Origin of the sequence: Cellulomonas fengjieae, assembly GCF_018388465.1 — a bacterium.
GTDB classification, from domain to species: Bacteria; Actinomycetota; Actinomycetes; order Actinomycetales; family Cellulomonadaceae; genus Cellulomonas; species Cellulomonas fengjieae.
The window spans coordinates 2,797,689-2,818,517 of the sequence record NZ_CP074404.1 but is presented as its reverse complement, the minus strand read 5'-3'; the positions used below and the strand labels follow the sequence as shown (position 1 = coordinate 2,818,517).

Below are 20,829 nucleotides of genomic sequence, written 5' to 3'. Positions count from 1 at the left end.
CGAACCTGCCCCGGGCGATCACCGCCGCCCAGTCGGTCGGCATCGTCAGCCCACCGGGACGTCGGCCCACACGGCGGTGACGGCGTCGCGCGCCTCCGTGGGCCCCACGCGCAGGGCGCCGAGCGCGCGGTAGGCGGTGCTGTCGTCCAGCCGGACGACCGCGAGCAGCAGGTGGCCGGTGTCGATCCGCCGGTGCTTGCAGCGCATGGCCTCCCGCAGGGCGACCTCCAGCAGCTTCTTGGCCGACGACTCGAACGGCAGGTGCCCGGCGCGGCTGCGCGGCGGCGTGTCCAGCGCGCCCGGACCGAACGACGCCTCGACCTGGACGCGCACGGCATCCAGGTCGATCCCCACGCCGGCGAGGGCCTCCGCGTCGAGCGCGCCGGGGGGCAGCGACCGGACCGTGGCGAGCACGTCCGCATGGGCGACGCCGAGGCGCTGGAGCGCCCGGGCGGCCACCGAGTCCGGCGCGCGCAGCATGCCGAGCAGAACGTGCTCGGTCCCGATGCGGTCGGCACCGAGCGCGCGTGCCTCGACCTGCGCGCCGACGACCGACTCGCGGGCGTCCTTGGTGAACTTCTCGAACATCAGCCGACCCTCTTCCCGTACTTCTTGTGGACTGCCTGCCGCGAGACGTCCAGCGCCGCGGCGATCTGCTGCCAGGACCAGCCGAGCCCGCGCGCGCGCTCGACGTGCAGCGCCTCCAGCCGGTCGGCCAGCGCCCGCAGTGCGCGGACGGCCCGCAGGCCGTCGGCGGGATCGGCGGCGCTGGCGGCTGCGGTGATGAGCTGTTCGGACATGCTCGTCAACCTATGTTGACTGCTATCCGAGTGTCAACCCTTGTTGACACACTGGGCTCGCCCGCGGCGCACCCGCTGCGCCGGTCCACGACGTCCGCGCACCAGGGCGCGGGGACGCTGCGTTCCCCCACCCGCGCTCCGAGCAGGCGGGGAGGTGCGTCAGGGGAGCAGGTGGGGGTGGTGGACGTCGCGGTTGTCGATCACGACGGTGGCACGCGACGCGGGGCGGCAGGCGGACAGGTACCGGCGCTGACCGTCGACGTAGCGGGCGTTCGACGGGTGGGTGGGGTCGGGGGAGCACCCGTCACGGACGGCCATCCGCGCGAACGTCTCGGCGAAGTCGACGTCGAGGTACACCGAGAAGTCCCACCAGGCGGCGAGCTCGTCGCGGTGCAGGAAGATCCCGTCGATGACGAGGACGCACCGGTCCGTGCCGTGCTCGCGGGGGAGGTGGAGCGGGGCGTCGGTGGCGACGTCGTGCACGGCACGGCGGAAACGCCGCGAGCCCCGGGGCGCGAACGGCTCGAGCACCTCGGTCCGCAGCGCGTCGTAGTCGTAGGAGTCGGCCCAGAACCCCTCGGCGGAGTGCCGGCCCCGGCGGTAGCGCTCCGCACGTGGACGGTGGAAGCCGTCGACGCCGACGCGCACGACACTGCGTCCGCGGCGCTGCAGCTCCGTGGCGAGCTCGTCGGCGAACGTGGTCTTGCCGGCGCCGTCGATCCCGTCGACCGCGACGAGGACGGGGCGGCCCAGGGTGCGGGGGTCGGGGATGCCGGACGCCACGTCGCGCAGCACGGCCAGCCGGGCGACCGAGGCCGTGGGGGCGGTGTCCGAGCGGGCGCTCACCGGGCGCGACCGGCGGTGGCGATGTCGAGCGGCCCAGCCGCCACGGTCACCGGATGCATGCGGGGAAACGTAGCGGATCGCGACGATTCGAGGGAGGGGGTGTGCACGACGTGTGACGTGCCCGTTGCGCACGACGCATCTCTTGATGTGAAGATATCTCCCGCTGGCCGCTACCATCGACCGGGGCGTTTCGGCCGCACAGAGGCCGTCGAACGCCGGTGATGAGAGGACCCAGACCAGGTGGACCTGTTCGAGTACCAGGCACGTGACATCTTCGAGAAGCACGGCGTCCCCGTGCTCGGCGGCGTCGTCGCCACCACACCGGAGGAGGCTCGCGCAGGCGCGGAGCAGCTTCTCGGTGGCCAGAGCGGCGTGGTGGTCGTCAAGGCGCAGGTCAAGGTCGGCGGCCGCGGCAAGGCGGGCGGCGTCAAGCTGGCCCGGTCCGCGGACGAGGCGGCCGAGAAGGCCTCCGAGATCCTCGGCATGGACATCAAGGGCCACACGGTCCACCGCGTGATGATCGCGGCCGGCGCCAAGATCGCGACGGAGTTCTACTTCTCCCTGCTGCTGGACCGCGCCGAGCGCCGCTACCTGGCCATGTGCTCGGTCGAGGGCGGCATGGACATCGAGCAGCTCGCGGTCGAGCGCCCCGACGCGCTGGCCAAGGTCGCGGTCGACCCGCGCACCGGCATCGACCAGGCCAAGGCGGACGAGATCGTCGACGCCGCCGGGTTCGCGCCGGACGTCGCGCCGAAGGTTGCGGCCGTCCTGCAGACGCTCTGGACCGTCTACCGCAGCGAGGACGCCACGCTGGTCGAGGTGAACCCGCTCGTCCTCACGGAGGACGGCGAGGTCGTCGCGCTCGACGGCAAGGTCACGCTCGACGAGAACGCCGGCTTCCGCCACCCGGAGCACGCCGAGCTCGAGGACGCCGAGGCCGCGGACCCGCTCGAGGCGCGCGCCAAGGAGAAGGACCTCAACTACGTCAAGCTCGACGGCGAGGTCGGCATCATCGGCAACGGCGCGGGGCTCGTGATGAGCACGCTCGACGTCGTCGCGTACGCCGGTGAGGCGCACGGCGGCGTGAAGCCCGCAAACTTCCTGGACATCGGTGGCGGCGCGAGCGCCGAGATCATGGCCGCGGGCCTCGACATCATCCTCACGGACCCGCAGGTCAAGTCCGTGTTCGTCAACGTCTTCGGTGGCATCACCGCGTGCGACGCGGTCGCCAACGGCATCGTCCACGCCCTGGAGATCCTCGGCGACGAGGCCTCCAAGCCGCTGGTCGTCCGTCTGGACGGCAACAACGTGCTCGAGGGCCGTCGCATCCTCGCCGAGGCGGGTCACCCGCTGGTCACGATCGCGGAGACGATGGACGGCGGCGCCGACAAGGCAGCCGAGCTCGCCCACGCCGCCGCCTGACGACCGCTGACCGACAACAGACGTAGAGAGAAGCAGAGACCACATGGCGATCTTCCTGACCGAGGCATCCAAGGTCATCGTCCAGGGCATGACGGGTTCCGAGGGCCAGAAGCACACGACCCGCATGCTCGCGTCCGGCACGTCCGTCGTCGGCGGCGTCAACCCGCGCAAGGCGGGCACGTCCGTGGCGTTCGACGTCGACGGCAGCAGCGTCGACGTCCCCGTGTTCGGCTCCGTCTCCGAGGCGATGGACGCGACGGGCGCGGACGTGTCCGTCGTCTTCGTGCCGCCGGCCCACACCAAGGGCGCGGTCGTCGAGGCGATCGAGGCGGGCATCCCGCTCGTCGTCATCATCACCGAGGGCGTCCCGGTGGCCGACACCGCCGAGTTCTTCGCGCTCGCGCTCGACAAGGGCGTGCGGCTGATCGGCCCCAACTGCCCGGGCCTGATCAGCCCCGGCAAGTCCAACGTCGGCATCATCCCGGCGGACATCACCGGTCCCGGCCGCGTGGGCCTGGTCTCGAAGTCCGGCACGCTGACCTACCAGATGATGTACGAGCTGCGGGACTTCGGGTTCTCCACGGCCATCGGCATCGGCGGCGACCCGATCATCGGCACCACGCACATCGACGCCCTCGCGGCGTTCGAGGCGGACCCCGACACCGAGGTCATCGTCATGATCGGTGAGATCGGTGGCGACGCCGAGGAGCGCGCGGCGGCCTACATCGCCGAGCACGTCACCAAGCCCGTCGTCGGCTACGTGGCCGGCTTCACGGCACCCGAGGGCAAGACCATGGGCCACGCCGGCGCCATCGTCTCCGGCTCGTCGGGTACCGCCCAGGCCAAGAAGGAGGCCCTCGAGGCCGCGGGCGTCAAGGTCGGCAAGACGCCGTCCGAGACGGCCGAGCTCGCCCGCCAGCTGCTCAGCTGACCGTCCCGTCCCGTCGACCCCGGTGAGCCTCGCTCGCCGGGGTCGACGTGTCGATGCCGACATCCGACGCGCCGGGCCGCCTTCGGCGCTCGCGTCCGCGCGGCGGCGACCATGACGTGGTGAGCGCCACCGGCCCCCGCACCGGGAGCAACCCCGTCGTCGACCGTCGCCGTCGCCGCACGCTGGTCGACGACCCGACACCCACCTTCTTCACGAGCGCGCTCGACGGCGCCCCGCGGTGGATCGCCGGAGTCCTGTCGGCGTTGCAGGCCGCGCTGCTGTCCTTCCTGGTGCTCGCGCTGCCGGCCGTCGCGGCCTACGTCGCCACGTCCGCCGACCCGTCCAACAGCGGCGTCGGCTGGATGCGCTCGGTGGGCGTGGGGTCGTCGCTCTGGCTGCTCGGTCACGGGGTCCCCGCGCACGTCGGCACGGTCGTGGTGTCGCTGGTCCCGCTCGGGGTCACCGCGCTCGCACTGTTCGTCTGCTACGCCTCGGCGCGACGGTCGGGCCTGGCGACCTGGTCGTCCTACGCCGCCGGCGTCGGTACCTACACCGCGGTCGCCGTCCTGGTGGCCCTGCTCAGCGGTGCCGGATCGGGTGCGCTGCTCGCGGCGCTCGGCGGCGCGGCCGTGTCCGCCGTCGGCCTCGGCGTGGGGCTGCTGGCCCGGCCCGAGGCGCCGTCGGCCCGCGCGCTCACCCGACCCGTCTGGTCGCGGTGCCCGGCACCGCTGCGCACCGGGGCGTCCGCGGGCGTCCTCGCCTCGGCCACCCTGCTGCTCGTCGCGGCGCTCGTGACCACGCTGTGGGTCGTGGCCGGGCGGGCGACCATCTCGGACGTCGTGCGCGGTCTGGGGCTCGACGCGGTGGGCGGCGTCGTGCTGGCGGTCGCCGAGCTGGCGTACCTGCCCAACCTGGTGGTCTGGGCGCTCACGTGGGTGACCGGGTCCGGCTTCTCGGTCGGGGAGGGAACGCTTTTCGCGCCGGACGAGGTCATCGGCGGAGCGCTGCCCGCGGTCCCGATGCTCGGCGCGCTCCCTGCGCCCGACATCGCCGGGCCCGTCACCAGCCTCGTCCCGCTCGTGCTCGTGGCCGTGGGCGCGCAGGTGGGCTGGTACGTGCACCGCCGGCTCGAGACGCGACGCTGGTGGCACACGCTGGCCGCGTGCGCGGCGGCGGCGACCAGCGCGGCGGTGGTCGTGATGCTGCTCGTCACGATGGCCAGCGGCGGGGTCGGCCCCGACCGGCTGGCGACGGTGGGTGCGCACGGCGCGGTCGTCGGGCTTCGGACGGGTGCCGGGGTGCTCCTGGGCGCCCTCCTGGTGGCGCTGCCCGGCGACCGGCTCCTGCGCGCCGAGGTCCGCCGCCGGGTGCAGACGCTGCTGCACCGCGACCAGATCTGAGGGGCCGACCTCAGCCGGCGCGGGCGCCGCTGGGCAGGAGGGAGTCCTGCAGCTGTTCGAGGTCCCTCTCGTACTGCGACTCGCACGCCGTCCTGGCCTCGATGGTCAGGGCGCTGCGGAGGCAGTCCTGCAGGTCCTGCTGCACCGGCCAGAACGCGAGCTGCACCGCCTGCAGGAAGGTCCACGACAGCGCGATGACCACGCCGACGGAGAGCATCGGCAGCAGCGAGCGTGAGTGGGCTCGGGCCGCCACGACGAGCGCCCGGATGCCGACCGCGACGCCGCCCAGCGCGAACACGAGCGAGGCGGCCTGCCACGGCAGGGGGAGGGTGGCCACCAGGACCGACCCGAGGACGAGGACGCCGAACAGCCGGGTATGGCGCGCGGCGCGGGCGGTGCCCTCGGGGTCCGGGGGAGTGCGCTCGACCTGGACCGGCGGCGGCGCCGGCGACCACGTGGGGACGCGGTCGGTCGCAGGAGCGTCCGTCTGGTCGCCGTCCGAGGGGCGGGGGCGGTTCTCAGGCGGCGCGTACGGGTTGCTCACCCCTGCATTCTCGCCCACGAACCGAGCGGGGCGGACCTGCGTCCGCTCCGCCATCGCCCGCGGGTAGGGTCGGCGCGTGACGCACGAGATGCCCCCGCGCCCCGCTCCGGCCACCCGTGCGTCGGGGCGGCTCGTCGTCATGGTGTCGGGGACGGGCTCCAACCTGGCGGCACTGCTCGCGGCCCACGAGGACCCCGCCTACGGTGCGCGCGTCGTCGCCGTCGTCGCCGACCGAGGCGGCATCAGGGCGCTGGAGATCGCGCGCGCGGCGGGCATCCCGACCGCGGTCGTCTCGGTCAAGGACTTCGAGGACCGTGCCGCCTGGGACGCCGCCGTCACGGAGACGGTCGCGGTCTTCTCCCCGGACCTGGTGGTGCTCGCCGGGTTCATGAAGCTCTTCGGCGCCACGTTCCTCGGCCGTTTCGGTGGGCGGATCGTCAACACGCACCCGGCGCTGCTGCCGTCCTTCCCGGGCGCGCACGGTGTGCGCGACGCGCTCGCGTACGGGGTGAAGATCACCGGCTGCACCGTCATGGTGGTCGACGAGGGCGTCGACACGGGGCCGATCCTGGCGCAGGCCGCGGTCCCGGTGGAGCCGCACGACGACGAGGCCACCCTGCACGAGCGGATCAAGGCCGTCGAGCAGGTGCTGCTCGTCGAGTGGGTCGGGCGCATCACGCGCGAGGGCCTGCGCGTCGAGGGCCGGCACGCGTTCGTCGGCTGACGCGCCCGCTAGACTCGGCCGCGGTCGTGACTGGCGCAGGTGGGTGCAACCACCGGGGAGCGGCCGCAGTGCCCCCCGCCACGCACCGCCCGCCTGGGTGCATGGGTCCGCTCTAGCCGACCCTTGCCACCCTGGGAGCCGCCATGTCAGCCACCGAGAACCAGCGACCCGTCCGCCGCGCCCTGGTCAGCGTCTACGACAAGACCGGCCTCACCGGCCTGGCCGCCGCGCTGCACGCCGCCGGTGTCGAGATCGTCTCCACCGGCTCGACGGCCGCCACGATCGCCGCGACCGGCGTGCCCGTGACGCGGGTCGAGGACCTCACCGGCTTCCCGGAGTGCCTGGACGGGCGGGTCAAGACGCTGCACCCCCGGGTGCACGCGGGCGTGCTCGCCGACACGCGACTGCCCGAGCACGTCGCGCGGCTGGCGGACCTGGGCATCGCCCCGTTCGAGCTCGTCGTGGTCAACCTGTACCCGTTCACGGCCACGGTCGCGTCGGGCGCCGGCCCCGACGAGTGCGTCGAGCAGATCGACATCGGCGGTCCCTCGATGGTCCGCGCCGCCGCCAAGAACCACCCCAGCGTGGCGGTCGTCGTCGACCCCGCGCGCTACGAGGAGGTGGCGACCGCGGTCGCGAGCGGCGGCTTCACGCTCGCCGCGCGTCGCCTGCTCGCGGCCGACGCGTTCGCGCACACCGCCGCGTACGACGCCGCCGTGGCCAGCTGGTTCGCCGCCGAGTACGCGCCCGACGGGGCCGCCGCCGAGTCGGGCTTCCCGGCCTTCACCGGGACCACCTGGGTGCGTGGGGAGGTGCTGCGGTACGGCGAGAACCCGCACCAGAAGGCGGCGCTGTACCTGACCCCGGACGGCGCCGCGGGCCGGGGCCTGGCCGGAGCGCAGCAGCTGCACGGCAAGGCCATGAGCTACAACAACTACGTGGACGCCGACGCCGCCTGGCGGGCCGCGCACGACCACGCCGCTCCCGCCGTCGCCATCATCAAGCACGCCAACCCCTGCGGCATCGCGGTCGGGACGGACGTGGCCGACGCGCACGCCAAGGCGCACGCGTGCGACCCGGTCTCCGCGTTCGGTGGTGTCATCGCGACGAACGGCACGCTCACGGCTGCGGCCGCCGAGCAGATCGCCCCCGTGTTCACCGAGGTCGTCGTCGCTGCGGCGTTCGAGCCCGAGGCGCTCGAGATCCTGGCCCGCAAGAAGAACATCCGGCTGCTGCAGGTCACGCCCGTGGACGCCGCCCTGACCGAGCGCCGCGCGGTCAGCGGAGGGCTGCTCGTCCAGGAGCTCGACCGCGTGGACGCCCCCGGGGACGACCCGGCGGCCTGGACCCTCGCGGCCGGCGCGCCGGCTGACGAGGCCACGCTCGCCGACCTCGCGTTCGCCTGGCGTGCGGTGCGTGCCGTGAAGTCGAACGCGATCCTGCTGGCGGACGCGGGAGCGTCCGTCGGGGTCGGGATGGGCCAGGTCAACCGCGTCGACTCGTGCAGGCTCGCGGTCGAGCGGGCCAACTCCGGGGACGCCGAGCGCGCCCGCGGAGCCGTGGCCGCCTCGGACGCCTTCTTCCCGTTCGCCGACGGTGCGCAGGTGCTGATCGACGCCGGCGTGCGCGCCATCGTCCAGCCCGGCGGGTCGGTCCGCGACGAGGAGGTGATCGCCGCGGCGCAGGCCGCAGGCGTGACCCTCTACCTCACCGGCACCCGGCACTTCGCACACTGAGCCGCGCGCAGGCCGCGCCCGCTCAGGCGAGCGCGGCCTGCCGCAGCGGGCGTCCGGGGTCGTGCGCGACCGCCCGGTCCAGCCGGGGCAGCCCTTCGGCTGTGAACAGCCGCCGGGCGGCGCCGACGTCGCGGGGGCGGTCGACCGTGAGGATGGCCCCGAGCTCGTCCGAGCCGGGGCGGAACCAGAGCGCCGCCCACCCCTGCGCGCCGGCCGGGTCGCCGCGCAGCACCACGTCGTCGTCGGGGTGCGGGTGGCCGAACAGGGCGAGCTCGTGGCCCAGCTGGGTGGAGAACACGTACGGCGCCACGTCGACGACGGCGTCCGTCGGCGTGCCGAGCAGGTCCGCGACCAGCGCCGCGGGGCCCCGCAGCGCCCCGTCCCAGTGCCCGCCGGGGACCCACCCGTGGCGTGCGGACCGGCGCAGCGCGACGTCGCCCACGGCCCGGACGGTGCGCGGTGCGCCGATGACCGCGTGGTGCTCGTCGACCCGCAGCGCGCCGTCGGGCTCGCGCGGCAGCGCACCCGCCAGCCAGTCGGTGGTCGGGCGCGCGCCGACGGCGGCGAGCACGACGTCGGCGCCGACGAGCTTCCCGTCCGCGAGGAGGACGCCGTTGGTGCCCACCTCGGTCACGTGCTCGCCGGTGAGCAGCCGGACACCGGCGGCGGCGTACCAGGGCGCGGTGAGCTCGCCGACGGTCGACCCCAGGGCCGCGGCGAGCGGGGCACCGTTGGCCTCGACCACGACGACATCGACGCCCGCCGCGGCGGCGACACCGGCGACCTCCGCGCCGATCCACCCGGCGCCGATCACCACGAGGCGAGCCCCCGGCTCGAGCACAGCCCGCAGCCGCGCGGCGTCGGCCGCGGTGTGCAGCGTGAGGGCGGCCTCCCAGCCGGAGGGTCGGACGGCGTGCGCCCCGCTCGCCACGACGAGAGCGTCCGCGGTGAACGTGCCGCGGTCGGTCAGGACCTCGGGGCGCGCGGCCGACAGGGACAGCGCGCGGGCGGGTGTGTCGAGGAGCACGTCGTCCGCGAGGGCGAGCAGGTCGGTGCCGATCTCGTCCGCCAGCCAGCTGGGCTCCGGACGGTCGAAGAGGTGCTTCGACAGCGGGGGCCGGTCGTAGGGTGCCGTGCCCTCCACACCGAGCACGACGACCCGCCCGTCGTAGCCCCGCTCGCGCAGGGCGGCGACCGTCTGGGTGGCCGCCAGGCCGGCGCCGACGACGAGCACGTCGCGCGGTCGGTAAGGGTCCAGGTGCTCGTCGTTCGTCGGGGCGCTCACCTCGCAACGGTAGTCTCCCGTCGGGAGGCACGAGCGAGATGGTGAAGGAGCGCATGACCGGGACAGCGGGGACGCACCACGCCACGCCCGCCCACGCGCGCCCGGGCGGGCACACGCCCCCGGACGACCCGGCGGCCGCCGACCCGGTGCCCTCGACCGGTCCCATCCCCGTCGAGCAGGCGCCCCTCGACCCCCGTGCCATCGCCCGCGCGTCCCTCGACGCCGCCCGCAACGCGTCCCTGTGGTGGACGAGCGCCGGCATCGTGGTGGCCGTCGTGGTGGCGCTCACCGTCGGCACGCGGCAGGGCGCCTTCGTGCTGGCCGGCGTCGCCCTCGTCGGCGCGCTGGTGCGCGCCGTGCTCCCGTCGCCGGGGCCCGTGGCGCTCTCGTTCCGGTCCAAGCCGATCGACGTCGTCGTTCTGGTGGTGCTGGGCCTGGGCATCGCGGTGCTGGCGCAGGTCCTGCCCGCGTAGCCGGTCGACCCCGAGCCCCGGGGCCCCGGACCGCCCCGTCGCGGCCGGTCCCACACGCGCGGACGCCCGGGACCGTCGGGGTCCCGGGCGTCCGAGGGCGGCGTCAGGTGCGCGTCAGCGCTCCGTCACCACCAGGACGTCGTCCGTGGTGACGTACGCGTCGTCCTCCTCCAGCAGGTTGTCCTCGGCCGGCTCCGCCGCGAACGCCCGGTAGACCAGGCCGGCGAGCGCGGCCCCGACCAGCGGGGCCACCCAGAACAGCCAGAGCTGCCCGAGGGCCCAGCTCTCCGAGAACAGCGCCGCGGCCGTCGAGCGCGCCGGGTTGAGCGACGCGTTGGTGACCGGGAGCGCCACGAGGGTCAGCACGGCCAGCGCGAGCCCGATGGCGATCGGTGCCTGGGCGTTGCGGGAGCGGCGGTCCGTGGCGCCGAGGATGACGCCGACGAACACGGCGGTGAGGACGATCTCGACGAGCAGCCCGACGACCAGCGAGAACTCGACCTGACCCTGCGACGCCGTGGACAGCGGCGAGTGGTCGGCGAAGCCGTTGGCGACGCTGCTGAAGAAGGTGCGGCCGGAGGCCTCCCCGCCCTGCGCGAGCAGGCCGGGCAGGGTGCTCGGGATGGTGATGAACAGGACGGCCGCCGCGAGGACCGCGCCGACGAGCTGCGCCAGCCAGTACGGGACCACGTCCTTCCACGGTGTGCGACCGCCGATCGCGGCGCCGAGCGTGACCGCGGGGTTGAAGTGGCCGCCGGAGACGTGACCCACGGCGACGAGGGCGGCGGCGTAGGCGAGGCCGAAGCCGAGGCCGACGCCGAGCGACCCGATCTGGCTGATGCCGTTGTACAACGCGATGCCCAGGCCCACGACGACGAGCCCGAACGTGCCGAACACCTCGGCGCCCAGGCGGGCGACCAGGCTCGGTCCCGTGACCATGACCGTGCCCGCCGGGATCACGTAGGCGTCGATCTCGTGCTCGTGCTCGTCCTCGGCGGAGGCGGAGCCGGAGGTGCCGGCGGGCTGCGAGCCGGGGGTGCCGGCGGGCTGCGAGCCGGACGGGGCGGGCTGGGAGGCAGCAGGCGTCGAGTCGGCGGCGGCGGCGGCCGACGCCTCCTCGGGCGCGGGGGTGCCGGCGGCGGCGTTGTCGTCCGGCTCGGTGGAGCCGGCGGACGTGGCGGAGTTGTCCTGTGCCATCTCGGTCCTGTCGTGAGTCATCGGCGGGGGGCAGCTGCGCACGGAGCCTGCGACCGTGCAGCCGTGGCGACGCGCTGGAGCGGCGTCTCACCCCTGGTCGGTGCCAGCATGCCAGCCACGGGGCCAGCGGGCACGGTCTTCGCCAGCGCGTGGACCGGCCGGACCGCTCGAGCCACGCATAGATCTGTCGACGTCGAGTAATCTTGTCGGCGGACCCGCGCCGGCAGCCGCCCCATCGTGCCGTGCCCCCACCCGCCCAGCACAGGAGATACCCGCATGGCGAAGATCAAGGTTGTCGGCCCGGTCGTCGAGCTCGACGGCGACGAGATGACGCGCATCATCTGGCAGTTCATCAAGGACCGCCTGATCCACCCGTACCTCGACATCGACCTGCGGTACTACGACCTGTCGATCCAGAACCGCGACGCCACCGACGACCAGGTGACGATCGACGCGGCGAACGCGATCAAGGAGCACGGCGTCGGCGTCAAGTGCGCCACGATCACGCCCGACGAGGCGCGGGTCGAGGAGTTCGGCCTGAAGAAGATGTGGGTCTCGCCCAACGGCACGATCCGCAACATCCTCGGCGGCGTCGTCTTCCGCGAGCCGATCATCATCAGCAACATCCCGCGCCTGGTGCCCGGCTGGAACAAGCCGATCATCATCGGCCGCCACGCGTTCGGCGACCAGTACCGGGCCACCAACTTCAAGGTCCCCGGCGCCGGCACGCTGACGCTGACGTACACGCCCGCGGACGGCTCCGAGCCGATCAACCAGCAGGTCGTGACGTACCCCGACGGTGGCGGCGTCGCGATGGGCATGTACAACTTCAACGACTCGATCCGCGACTTCGCGCGGGCGTCGTTCGCGTACGGCCTGCAGCGCGGCTACCCGGTCTACCTGTCGACCAAGAACACGATCCTCAAGGCCTACGACGGCGCGTTCAAGGACATCTTCCAGGAGGTGTTCGACGAGGAGTTCGCCACTGCCTTTGCTGAGAAGGGCCTCACCTACGAGCACCGCCTCATCGACGACATGGTCGCCGCGGCCATGAAGTGGGAGGGCGGCTACGTCTGGGCCTGCAAGAACTACGACGGGGACGTGCAGTCCGACACGGTCGCGCAGGGCTTCGGCTCGCTCGGCCTCATGACGTCGGTGCTGATGACGCCCGACGGCAAGACGGTCGAGGCGGAGGCCGCGCACGGCACCGTGACCCGGCACTACCGCCAGCACCAGGCCGGCAAGCCGACGTCGACCAACCCGATCGCCTCGATCTTCGCCTGGACCGGTGGCCTCAAGCACCGCGGCAAGCTGGACAGCACCCCCGAGGTGACCCAGTTCGCCGAGACGCTCGAGCAGGTCGTCGTCGAGACCGTCGAGAGCGGCGCCATGACCAAGGACCTCGCGTCGCTGGTCGGGCCCGACCAGGCCTGGCAGACCACCGAGGAGTTCCTCGCGACGCTCGACGCCAACCTGGCGGCCAAGCTCGCCTGACACGCACGTCCCGGCGCCCACCGGGGTCATCCCCGGTGGGCGCCGTTCCTCACCTGCGAGGTAGCGTGAGGCCGCCATCGTCGTCGATCCAAGGAGCCGTTCCGTGCCCAGCTCGCCCGTCACCGTCACCGTCACCGGAGCCGCCGGGCAGATCGGCTACGCGTTGCTGTTCCGCATCGCGTCCGGCCAGCTGCTGGGTGCCGACACCCCCGTCCGGCTCCGCCTGCTGGAGATCCCGCAGGCGGTCAAGGCCGCCGAGGGCACCGCGATGGAGCTCGACGACTGCGCGTTCACGACGCTGGACAGCGTGGAGATCTACGACGACGCGACGGCCGCCTTCGACGGCGTCAACGTGGCGCTGCTGGTCGGTGCCCGACCCCGCACGGCCGGCATGGAGCGCGGCGACCTGCTGTCCGCCAACGGCGGCATCTTCAAGCCCCAGGGCGAGGCGATCAACGCCGGTGCCGCCGACGACGTCCGGGTCCTGGTGGTCGGCAACCCGGCCAACACCAACGCGTTCATCGCGGCGTCGCACGCGCCCGACGTCCCGCGCGAGCGCTTCACCGCGATGACGCGACTGGACCACAACCGCGCGGTCTCGCAGCTGGCCACCCGGACGGGCGCGAAGGTCGCGGACATCGAGCGGCTGACCATCTGGGGCAACCACTCCGCCACCCAGTACCCCGACCTGTCGCACGCCACCGTCGGCGGGCGCCCCGCGCTCGAGGTCGTGAACGACGACGCCTGGGTGCGCGACACGTTCATCCCGACCGTGGCCAAGCGCGGCGCGGCGATCATCGAGGCGCGTGGCGCGTCGTCGGCGGCGTCCGCGGCCAACGCCGCGATCGACCACGTCTACTCCTGGGTGCACGGCACGCCCGCGGGGGACTGGACCTCGGCGGGCATCGTCTCGGACGGCTCGTACGGCGTGCCGGAGGGCCTGATCTCCTCGTTCCCCGTGACCTCCGAGGGCGGCAGCTGGAAGATCGTCCAGGGTCTCGATGTCGACGAGTTCTCGCGCGGCCGGATCGACGCCTCGGTCGCGGAGCTGGTCGAGGAGCGCGACGCGGTGCAGGCTCTGGGCCTGCTCTGAGTCGCCACTGAGCCGGTCGACCCGAGCACCGTGCGCTGACCGTGTGGGCCGAGGAGGTCCGCGTCCCGCGTCCCGGCACCGGTGCCGGGGCGTTCCTCGGCTGGGTCCTGCTGGGCGCGGGGGTCGGCGCAGGGCTCGGGCTCGGGGTGCGGGCGGGGCTGTTCGTCGCCCTCGGGCTGCTGGCCGTCGGCGGGGTGCTGGTCGTCCGGCAGGGCCCGCGCCCCGCCCAGCTCGGCGTACTGAGCGGCCTGAGCGCGCTGCCGTTGGCCATCGCCTGGCTCAACCGGCACGGCCCGGGGGAGTACTGCTCGGGCGGGGTCACGGGCGCGTCCGCGTGCGTCGCGCAGGCGAACCCGTGGCCCTTCGTGCTGGTCGGAGCGGCGCTCGTCGTGGTCGGCCTGGCGGCCTTCCGCCGGACGGCCAGGCCGCCCGGCCGGCTCACCGGGTCACGGCAGTGAAGGTCGCGATCCGGGTCCGGCCCGGTGCCTCCCGCACCGCCGTCGGCGGGACGCACGCGGGCCGCCTGGTGGTCGCGGTGAGCGCCCGTGCGGTCGACGGGGCGGCGACGCGGGCGGCGCTGGACGCACTGGCCGGCGCGCTCGGGCTCCGCCCCCGGCAGGTCCGGCTGGTCTCGGGCGCGACGAGCCGCGACAAGCTGGTCGAGATCGACGCCGACGAGTCGGTGGAGGCCCGGCTGGAGGCCCTCCGCGGCTGACCGGACCGTGACCGGGTGCCCGCAGCGGCGCGCCTCGGGACCAGGTGGATTGACGGGTTCCTCCGGATCCCTTGCTGCAAGTTGCTGCAACGGTTAACGTCGGCGACACCTGTCCCGCACATCGAGGTGCGGGAGACGAAGGAGTCCCCATGTCGCCCGCCGGCGCCCCCGTCCACCGCATCTCGCGAGCCCTCGCCGCACTCACCGCCCTCGCGGTCGGCGCGGTCGGGCTCGTCGCCTCGTTCGGAACCGCGGCCGTCGCCGCCGACCGCACCGCGACCCTCGTCGGCTCCTTGCAGAGCGAGCTCGGCTGCGCGGCGGACTGGTCGCCGGACTGCGCCGCCACCGAGCTGGCCCCGACGGCCACGCCGGGGCAGTACTCGGCGGAGCTCACCGTGCCCGCGGGCACCTACGAGTACAAGGTCGCCCTCGACGGCTCGTGGGACGAGGCGTACGGCGAGGACGGCGGCGACGCCAACATCCCGCTCGTCGTGGCCGGCCCCTCGACGTTGAGGTTCACCTACGACGACACCACGCACCGCGTCGCGCTGACCCCGCTGGGCCTGGCGGCGGGGTACACGCCGGACGACGATGCCGTCGTCGCGACGCCCGTGCGGGACCCCGCGGCCGACAAGCAGTTCTACTTCGTCATGACCGACCGGTTCGCCGACGGCGACGACGCGAACGACGCCGGCGGCCTCGGCGGTGACCGTCTGACCACGGGGTTCGACCCGACGAACAAGGGCTTCTACCAGGGCGGTGACCTGGCGGGCCTGCGCAGCCGGCTCGACTACATCGAGGGCCTGGGCACCACGGCCATCTGGCTCACCCCGTCGTTCAAGAACCAGGCCGTGCAGGGCGCGGGCGCGGACGCGTCCGCCGGCTACCACGGGTACTGGATCACCGACTTCACGCAGATCGACCCGCACCTGGGCACCAACGCCGAGCTCGAGGCCCTGATCGACGACGCCCACGCACGCGGCATCGACGTCTACTTCGACATCATCACCAACCACACGGCCGACGTCATCGACTACGCCGAGGGCCGGTACGACTATGTCGACCAGGCCACCAGCCCCTACACCGACGCCGCGGGGACCGTCTTCGACCCGGCCACCTACGCGGGCACGGACACCTTCCCGACGCTGGACGCCGCCACGTCCTTCCCGTACACGCCGGTGATCGAGCCGCAGGACGCGGACGTCAAGGTCCCGGCCTGGCTCAACGACCCGACGCTCTACCACAACCGCGGAAACTCGACCTACAGCGGGGAGTCGACGACGTACGGAGACTTCTCCGGGCTCGACGACCTGATGACCGAGAACCCGGCGGTCGTGGACGGGTTCGTGGACGTCTACAACGACTGGGTCGACCTGGGCGTCGACGGCTTCCGCATCGACACGGCCAAGCACGTGAACTTCGAGTTCTGGGAGACGTTCTCCACCGCGGTGCGCGACCACGCCGCCTCGATCGGCAACGACGACTTCTTCATGTTCGGTGAGGTCTACGACGCCGACCCGGCCAAGCTGGCCCCGTACCTGCGCGACAGCGACATGAACGCGGTGCTCGACTTCACGTTCCAGTCGGCCGCCAGCAACTACGCCAAGGGCTCCTCGGCGGACGGCCTGACCGCGCTGTACGCCGGGGACGACCGGTACACGACGCCGACCACGAACGCGCAGGCGCTGCCCACCTTCCTCGGCAACCACGACATGGGCCGCATCGGCTACTTCGTCACGGGTGCGGACGACCCGCAGCAGCGCTCCGCTCTGGCGCACTCGCTGATGTACCTCACGCGCGGGCAGCCGGTCGTCTACTACGGCGACGAGCAGGGGTTCGCGGGCGCCGGTGGGGACAAGGACGCACGGCAGTCGATGTTCGCGACGCAGGTGGCCGAGTACGCGAACCAGACGCTGCTGGACGGCACGGTCGCGGGGTCGGTGGACCGGTTCGACACGGACGCGGCGCTCTACGAGCACATCGCAGGGCTGGCCGCCGTGCGCAGCGCCAACCCGGCGCTGCAGACCGGCGCGCAGATCGAGCGGTTGGCCGACGGGGCGGTCTACGCCTTCAGCCGGGTGGACGCGGAGGAGAAGATCGAGCACCTCGTCGCCACGAACAACAGCACCGCCGCGGTGACGGTCACGGTCGACACCCTGACCCCTGGCGCGGCCTTCACGCCGCTGTACGGGACGACGACGGGCGCCACCGCCGCGGCCGACGGGACCGTGTCCGTGACGGTCCCGGGCCTGAGCGCGATCGTGCTGAAGGCGGGGACCACCGTGAGTGCCCCCGCAGCCCCGGGGCAGATCAGCCTGAGCGTGCCGACCCCGGGCGCCGGACTGTCCGGCGACGTCCCCGTGGGCGCGGACGTGGCGGACGACGTCTGGAGCCAGACGTCGTTCGCGTACCGGGTCGTCGGTGACGACGAGTGGACCCCGCTGGGCACCGCCGAGACGACGTCGCCGCGCGTCTTCCACACCGTGGCGGACCTCGCCGACGGCACCCTCGTCGAGTACCGCGCGGTGAGCGTGGACGCCGCGGGCAACAGGTCCGCCGCCTCCACCTACGCGAGCGTCGGCGTCGCCGTCGACGGCGTCGTCCCCGACCCCGGCCCCGCCGGTCCCGCCTCCGTCACGGTCGCGGGGAGCCACAACAGCGAGATGGGCTGCACCGGCGACTGGATGCCGGACTGCGCGGAGGCACAGCTGACCGAGGGTGCCGACGGCGTCTGGTCCGGAACGTTCACGCTCCCGGCCGGCGCCTACGAGTACAAGGTCGCGATCAACGGCAGCTGGGACGAGAACTACGGCGCCGGCGGCGCGCCCGGGGGCGCGAACGTGGCGTACACCGTCGCCGCGGCCGGTCCGGTCACGTTCTTCTACGACCCCGACACGCACTGGTTCACGTCGACCGCGCAGGGCCCGATCCTCACGGTCCCGGGCTCCGTGAACAGCGAGCTGGGCTGCTCGGGTGACTGGATGCCCGACTGCATGGCGAGCTGGCTGCAGGACCCCGACGGCGACGGCACCTACACGTTCACCGCGCAGGACCTGCCCGTCGGCGCCTACGAGGTGAAGGTGGCGCACAACCGCAGCTGGGACGAGAACTACGGCGCCGGCGGCGTGCTCAACGGCGCGAACATCCCGTTCTCCGCGCCCGGCGGGAAGCCGGTCACGTTCTCGTACGTGCTGGCCACGCACGTCCTGACCATCGAGGTCACCGACCCGCCGCTGCCCGGCACGGGGGAGCGCAGCGCGCACTGGGTCGACCGAGGCACGATCGCCTGGCCGGCCGCGTGGGCGCCCGACCCGTCGTCGTCGACGTTCGCGCTGCACGGCTCGCCGACGGGTGGACTGTCGCTGCAGGACCTCGGGGACGGCGAGCCGGTCGCGCTCACCTACGACCCGGCCGGCCTGACTGCCGAGCAGCGCGAGCGGTTCCCCGCGCTCGCCGGTCACCTGGCGCTGCGGGTGCCCGAGGGGGCACCCGTCGCGGAGCTGCTGCGCGGCGCGCTCCTGGTCACCCAGGCGAGCCCCGGCGGGTCGTACCAGGCGGCGACCGGGGTGCAGGTCCCGGGCGTCCTCGACGACGTGTACGCGGCGAAGGCCGCTGAGCGGGCGCTCGGCGCCACGTGGACGAAGGGCGTGCCGTCGCTCGCCGTGTGGGCCCCGACGGCCCAGAAGGTCGAGCTGCTGGTGTGGCCCGGGACGTCGTCGACGGAGCAGCGCGTGGCGGCGAAGCGGCTGGCCGACGGCTCCTGGACCGTGGCCGGCAAGAAGTCCTGGGCCGGTGCGAGGTACCTCTGGGAGGTCACGGTCTACGCGCCGACGACCGACCGGGTCGAGGTCAACCGGGTCACCGACCCGTACTCGGTGGCACTCACGCTCAACTCGACGCACTCGGTGCTGGTCGACCTGGACGACACGGCCTTCCGCCCGCGGGAGTGGGAGAAGGCCAAGCAGCCCGTGGTCCGGCCCGTCGACCAGACGATCTACGAGCTGCACGTCCGCGACTTCTCGATCAGCGACCCCAAGGTCCCGGCGGCGAAGCGGGGCACGTACCTCGCCTTCGCGACGAACGGCAACGGTCGCGCGCACCTGCGCGACCTCGAGGAGGCGGGCCTGACCACGGTCCACCTGCTGCCGACGTTCGACATCGCCTCCATCCAGGAGGACAGGGCGCAACAGCAGACCCCGGACTGCGACCTCGCGTCGTACGCGCCGGACTCCGACCAGCAGCAGGCGTGCGTGACGGCCGTCGCCGACGCCGACGGGTTCAACTGGGGCTACGACCCGCTGCACTGGTCGGCGCCCGAGGGCTCCTACGCCGTGAACGCCGAGGGGGGCGCGCGCGTCGCCGAGTTCCGCACGATGGTCGGGGCGCTGCACGCCGACGGCCTGCAGGTGGTGCTCGACCAGGTGTTCAACCACACCACGGCGAGCGGCCAGTCGCCGCAGTCCGTGCTCGACCGCGTGGTGCCCGGCTACTACCAGCGGCTCGACGCGATCGGCAACGTGGAGACGTCGACCTGCTGCCAGAACATCGCCACGGAGCACGTGATGGCGCAGAAGGCGATGGTCGACTCCGTGGTGACGTGGGCCCGCGACTACAAGGTCGACGGCTTCCGGTTCGACCTCATGGGCCACCACTCGGTGCAGAACATGCAGGCCGTGCGGGAGGCCCTCGACGAGCTGACGCCGCGCAAGGACGGCGTCGACGGGAAGAAGGTCTACCTGTACGGCGAGGGCTGGAACTTCGGCGAGGTGGCCGACAACGCCCTGTTCACGCAGGCCACGCAGGGCCAGCTGGGCGGCACCGGCATCGGGACCTTCTCCGACCGGCTGCGCGATGCCGTGCGCGGCGGGGGACCGTTCGACGAGAACCCGCGCGTCCAGGGCTTCGGCTCCGGTGGCGGCACCGACCCGAACGGCGACCCGGTCAACGGCTCGGAGGCCGATCAGCGGGCCCGGGCGGCGCACGACGCCGACCTGGTCCGTCTGGGCATGGCCGCCAACCTGCGCGACTTCGCCTTCGAGACGAGCGCGGGCACGGTCCAGACGGGCGAGGAGCTCGACTACAACGGGCAGCCGGCGGGGTACGCCGACTCCCCGGAGGAGGTCATCACCTACGTCGACGCGCACGACAACGAGACCCTGTGGGACTCGCTGACGTTCAAGCTGCCCACGGACACCCCGATGTCGGACCGCGTGCGCATGAACACCGTCTCGCTGGCGACCACGGCCCTGGCGCAGACGCCGTCGTTCTGGCACGCGGGCGCGGACCTGCTGCGCAGCAAGTCGCTGGACCGCAACAGCTACAACTCGGGCGACTGGTTCAACCTGCTGGACCTGTCCGGCCAGGACAACGGCTTCGGCCGCGGCCTGCCCCCGGCGCCGGACAACGAGGCCAAGTGGTCGTTCCAGCAGCCCTTGCTGGCCGACCCGGCGCTCAAGCCGACCCCGGCCGACATCGCCACGGCGTCACGGGCGGCGGACGACCTGCTCAAGCTGCGGTTCTCCACGCCGCTGTTCCGGCTCGGCTCCGCCGACCTGATCCAGCAGAAGGTCACGTTCCCGGGCTCCGGCGCGGACGCGGACCCCGGCGTGGTCGTCATGGCGATCGACGACGAGCCCGGCTGGGACGCCGCGTCGCGGCGCTGGGTGAAGGACGTGGACAAGAAGCTCGACGGCGTCCTGGTCGTGGTCAACGCGTCCGACGAGGCGACCACCCAGACGGTCACCGAGCTCAGCGGCCACAAGCTGACCCTGTCCCCGGTGCAGGCCAAGGGCAGCGACCCGATCGTCAAGGGCACCACCTGGGACAAGGCCACCGGCACGGTGACCGTCCCGCCGCGGACCGTCGCGGTGCTGGTGGAGCAGGTTGGTCACGGTCACGGTCACGGTCACGGTCACGGTCACGGTGGCGGCTGGTGGGACTGGCTCGGTAGCTGGTGGGAGTCGCACGTCGGGTGAGCCGCGCACGCCGCGCGGGGGTCGGCGGCGGGTAGATCGAGCACGCTCGGAGAGGGGCCCGTGATCACGGGCCTCTCTCCGTGTCGTGAGCCCGTGCCCGACGTCGCGGCACGACCCACGGACGGGATCGCCGCAACCCTGTGAGCGGGAGATGTGAGCGCTCACATCGTAATGACTTCGTGACGTTCGTACGC

Annotated in this window: 17 protein-coding genes and 1 riboswitch; of the genes, 11 read left to right on the top strand and 6 right to left on the bottom strand. The window is 73.2% G+C overall.

The annotated features are described in order from the left end of the window. Positions 1–45: 45 nt before the first annotated feature. From KG102_RS12905 to KG102_RS12895, 3 genes are all read right to left on the bottom strand, one after another. Positions 46–588 carry a Clp protease N-terminal domain-containing protein gene (locus KG102_RS12905; RefSeq protein ID WP_208288481.1) on the bottom strand — a complete coding sequence of 181 codons (543 nt, stop codon included), beginning with the start codon at positions 586–588 and terminating at the stop codon, positions 46–48. After that, entirely contained in the window at positions 588–800 is a 213-nt protein-coding gene (locus KG102_RS12900; RefSeq protein ID WP_208212027.1) for an RNA polymerase subunit sigma-70, read from the bottom strand. Before KG102_RS12900 ends, KG102_RS12905 begins: the two co-directional genes overlap by 1 nt. A 159-nt stretch (positions 801–959) precedes the next feature. Then, positions 960–1,646 (bottom strand): zeta toxin family protein, encoded by a 687-nt coding sequence (locus tag KG102_RS12895; protein WP_249667317.1) that lies wholly within the window; start codon positions 1,644–1,646, stop codon positions 960–962. 240 nt (positions 1,647–1,886) lie between these two features. On the opposite strand from KG102_RS12895, the gene sucC reads away from it, so the two are divergent. The 3 genes from sucC to KG102_RS12880 all read left to right on the top strand — a co-directional run bounded on the left by sucC (position 1,887) and on the right by KG102_RS12880 (position 5,399). Continuing rightward, positions 1,887–3,068 (top strand): ADP-forming succinate--CoA ligase subunit beta, encoded by a 1,182-nt coding sequence (sucC, locus tag KG102_RS12890; RefSeq protein ID WP_208288483.1) that lies wholly within the window; start codon positions 1,887–1,889, stop codon positions 3,066–3,068. 43 nt (positions 3,069–3,111) lie between these two features. Next, positions 3,112–3,999 carry a succinate--CoA ligase subunit alpha gene (gene sucD / locus KG102_RS12885; protein ID WP_208212021.1) on the top strand — a complete coding sequence of 296 codons (888 nt, stop codon included), beginning with the start codon at positions 3,112–3,114 and terminating at the stop codon, positions 3,997–3,999. A 119-nt stretch (positions 4,000–4,118) separates the two neighbouring features. Then, complete coding sequence (locus KG102_RS12880) at positions 4,119–5,399, top strand: cell division protein PerM (protein ID WP_208212018.1); 1,281 nt, start codon at positions 4,119–4,121, stop codon at positions 5,397–5,399. Between the two features lie 10 nt (positions 5,400–5,409). Here the strand turns inward: KG102_RS12880 and KG102_RS12875 are convergent, their stop codons facing one another. Next, a complete protein-coding gene (locus KG102_RS12875; RefSeq protein WP_208212016.1) occupies positions 5,410–5,943 on the bottom strand; it encodes a hypothetical protein in 534 nt (177 codons plus the stop codon). A gap of 88 nt (positions 5,944–6,031) precedes the next feature. Here KG102_RS12875 and purN point away from each other — a divergent pair, with 88 nt between their 5' ends. Together purN and purH are read left to right on the top strand one after the other, a co-directional pair. Continuing rightward, on the top strand, positions 6,032–6,667 hold the full coding sequence (purN, locus tag KG102_RS12870) for a phosphoribosylglycinamide formyltransferase (RefSeq protein WP_208212670.1): 636 nt from the start codon (positions 6,032–6,034) through the stop codon (positions 6,665–6,667). Between the two features lie 16 nt (positions 6,668–6,683). Beyond that, positions 6,684–6,773, top strand: a riboswitch (ZMP/ZTP riboswitch). 37 nt (positions 6,774–6,810) lie between these two features. Beyond that, a complete protein-coding gene (gene purH, locus KG102_RS12865; RefSeq protein ID WP_208288485.1) occupies positions 6,811–8,403 on the top strand; it encodes a bifunctional phosphoribosylaminoimidazolecarboxamide formyltransferase/IMP cyclohydrolase in 1,593 nt (530 codons plus the stop codon). Positions 8,404–8,425: 22 nt separating this feature from the next. Here purH and KG102_RS12860 read toward each other — a convergent pair whose 3' ends face one another. Next, on the bottom strand, positions 8,426–9,688 hold the full coding sequence (locus tag KG102_RS12860; protein WP_249667316.1) for an NAD(P)/FAD-dependent oxidoreductase: 1,263 nt from the start codon (positions 9,686–9,688) through the stop codon (positions 8,426–8,428). 53 nt (positions 9,689–9,741) lie between these two features. Here KG102_RS12860 and KG102_RS18925 point away from each other — a divergent pair, with 53 nt between their 5' ends. Continuing rightward, positions 9,742–10,161 (top strand): DUF3017 domain-containing protein, encoded by a 420-nt coding sequence (locus KG102_RS18925; protein ID WP_208288487.1) that lies wholly within the window; start codon positions 9,742–9,744, stop codon positions 10,159–10,161. Between the two features lie 114 nt (positions 10,162–10,275). On the opposite strand, the gene KG102_RS12850 is transcribed toward KG102_RS18925, so the two are convergent. Further along, positions 10,276–11,358: an aquaporin gene (locus KG102_RS12850; RefSeq protein WP_208288489.1), complete on the bottom strand. Its 1,083-nt coding sequence runs from the start codon at positions 11,356–11,358 to the stop codon at positions 10,276–10,278. A gap of 276 nt (positions 11,359–11,634) precedes the next feature. Here KG102_RS12850 and KG102_RS12845 point away from each other — a divergent pair, with 276 nt between their 5' ends. The 5 genes from KG102_RS12845 to pulA all read left to right on the top strand — a co-directional run bounded on the left by KG102_RS12845 (position 11,635) and on the right by pulA (position 20,635). Continuing rightward, complete coding sequence (locus tag KG102_RS12845; protein ID WP_208212008.1) at positions 11,635–12,852, top strand: NADP-dependent isocitrate dehydrogenase; 1,218 nt, start codon at positions 11,635–11,637, stop codon at positions 12,850–12,852. Between the two features lie 103 nt (positions 12,853–12,955). Continuing rightward, the gene (locus tag KG102_RS12840; RefSeq protein WP_208212005.1) at positions 12,956–13,945 is read left to right on the top strand and encodes a malate dehydrogenase; all 990 of its coding nucleotides are present in this window, start codon (positions 12,956–12,958) and stop codon (positions 13,943–13,945) included. A gap of 41 nt (positions 13,946–13,986) precedes the next feature. After that, entirely contained in the window at positions 13,987–14,403 is a 417-nt protein-coding gene (locus KG102_RS12835) for a hypothetical protein (RefSeq protein WP_208288491.1), read from the top strand. After that, a complete protein-coding gene (locus tag KG102_RS12830; RefSeq protein ID WP_208212001.1) occupies positions 14,400–14,660 on the top strand; it encodes a DUF167 domain-containing protein in 261 nt (86 codons plus the stop codon). The genes KG102_RS12835 and KG102_RS12830 overlap by 4 nt, the downstream gene beginning before the upstream one ends. 149 nt (positions 14,661–14,809) lie before the next feature. Next, positions 14,810–20,635 carry a pullulanase-type alpha-1,6-glucosidase gene (gene pulA / locus KG102_RS12825; RefSeq protein WP_208288493.1) on the top strand — a complete coding sequence of 1,942 codons (5,826 nt, stop codon included), beginning with the start codon at positions 14,810–14,812 and terminating at the stop codon, positions 20,633–20,635. Positions 20,636–20,829 lie beyond the last annotated feature (194 nt).

Coding starts and splice junctions, on each gene's coding strand:
- KG102_RS12905 (WP_208288481.1), bottom strand. CDS start 588: ATGTTCGAGAAGTTCACCAAGGACGCCCGCGAGTCGGTCGTCGGCGCG.
- KG102_RS12900 (WP_208212027.1), bottom strand. CDS start 800: ATGTCCGAACAGCTCATCACCGCAGCCGCCAGCGCCGCCGATCCCGCC.
- sucD (WP_208212021.1), top strand. CDS start 3,112: ATGGCGATCTTCCTGACCGAGGCATCCAAGGTCATCGTCCAGGGCATG.
- purN (WP_208212670.1), top strand. CDS start 6,032: ATGCCCCCGCGCCCCGCTCCGGCCACCCGTGCGTCGGGGCGGCTCGTC.
- purH (WP_208288485.1), top strand. CDS start 6,811: ATGTCAGCCACCGAGAACCAGCGACCCGTCCGCCGCGCCCTGGTCAGC.
- KG102_RS18925 (WP_208288487.1), top strand. CDS start 9,742: ATGACCGGGACAGCGGGGACGCACCACGCCACGCCCGCCCACGCGCGC.
- KG102_RS12850 (WP_208288489.1), bottom strand. CDS start 11,358: ATGGCACAGGACAACTCCGCCACGTCCGCCGGCTCCACCGAGCCGGAC.
- KG102_RS12845 (WP_208212008.1), top strand. CDS start 11,635: ATGGCGAAGATCAAGGTTGTCGGCCCGGTCGTCGAGCTCGACGGCGAC.
- pulA (WP_208288493.1), top strand. CDS start 14,810: ATGTCGCCCGCCGGCGCCCCCGTCCACCGCATCTCGCGAGCCCTCGCC.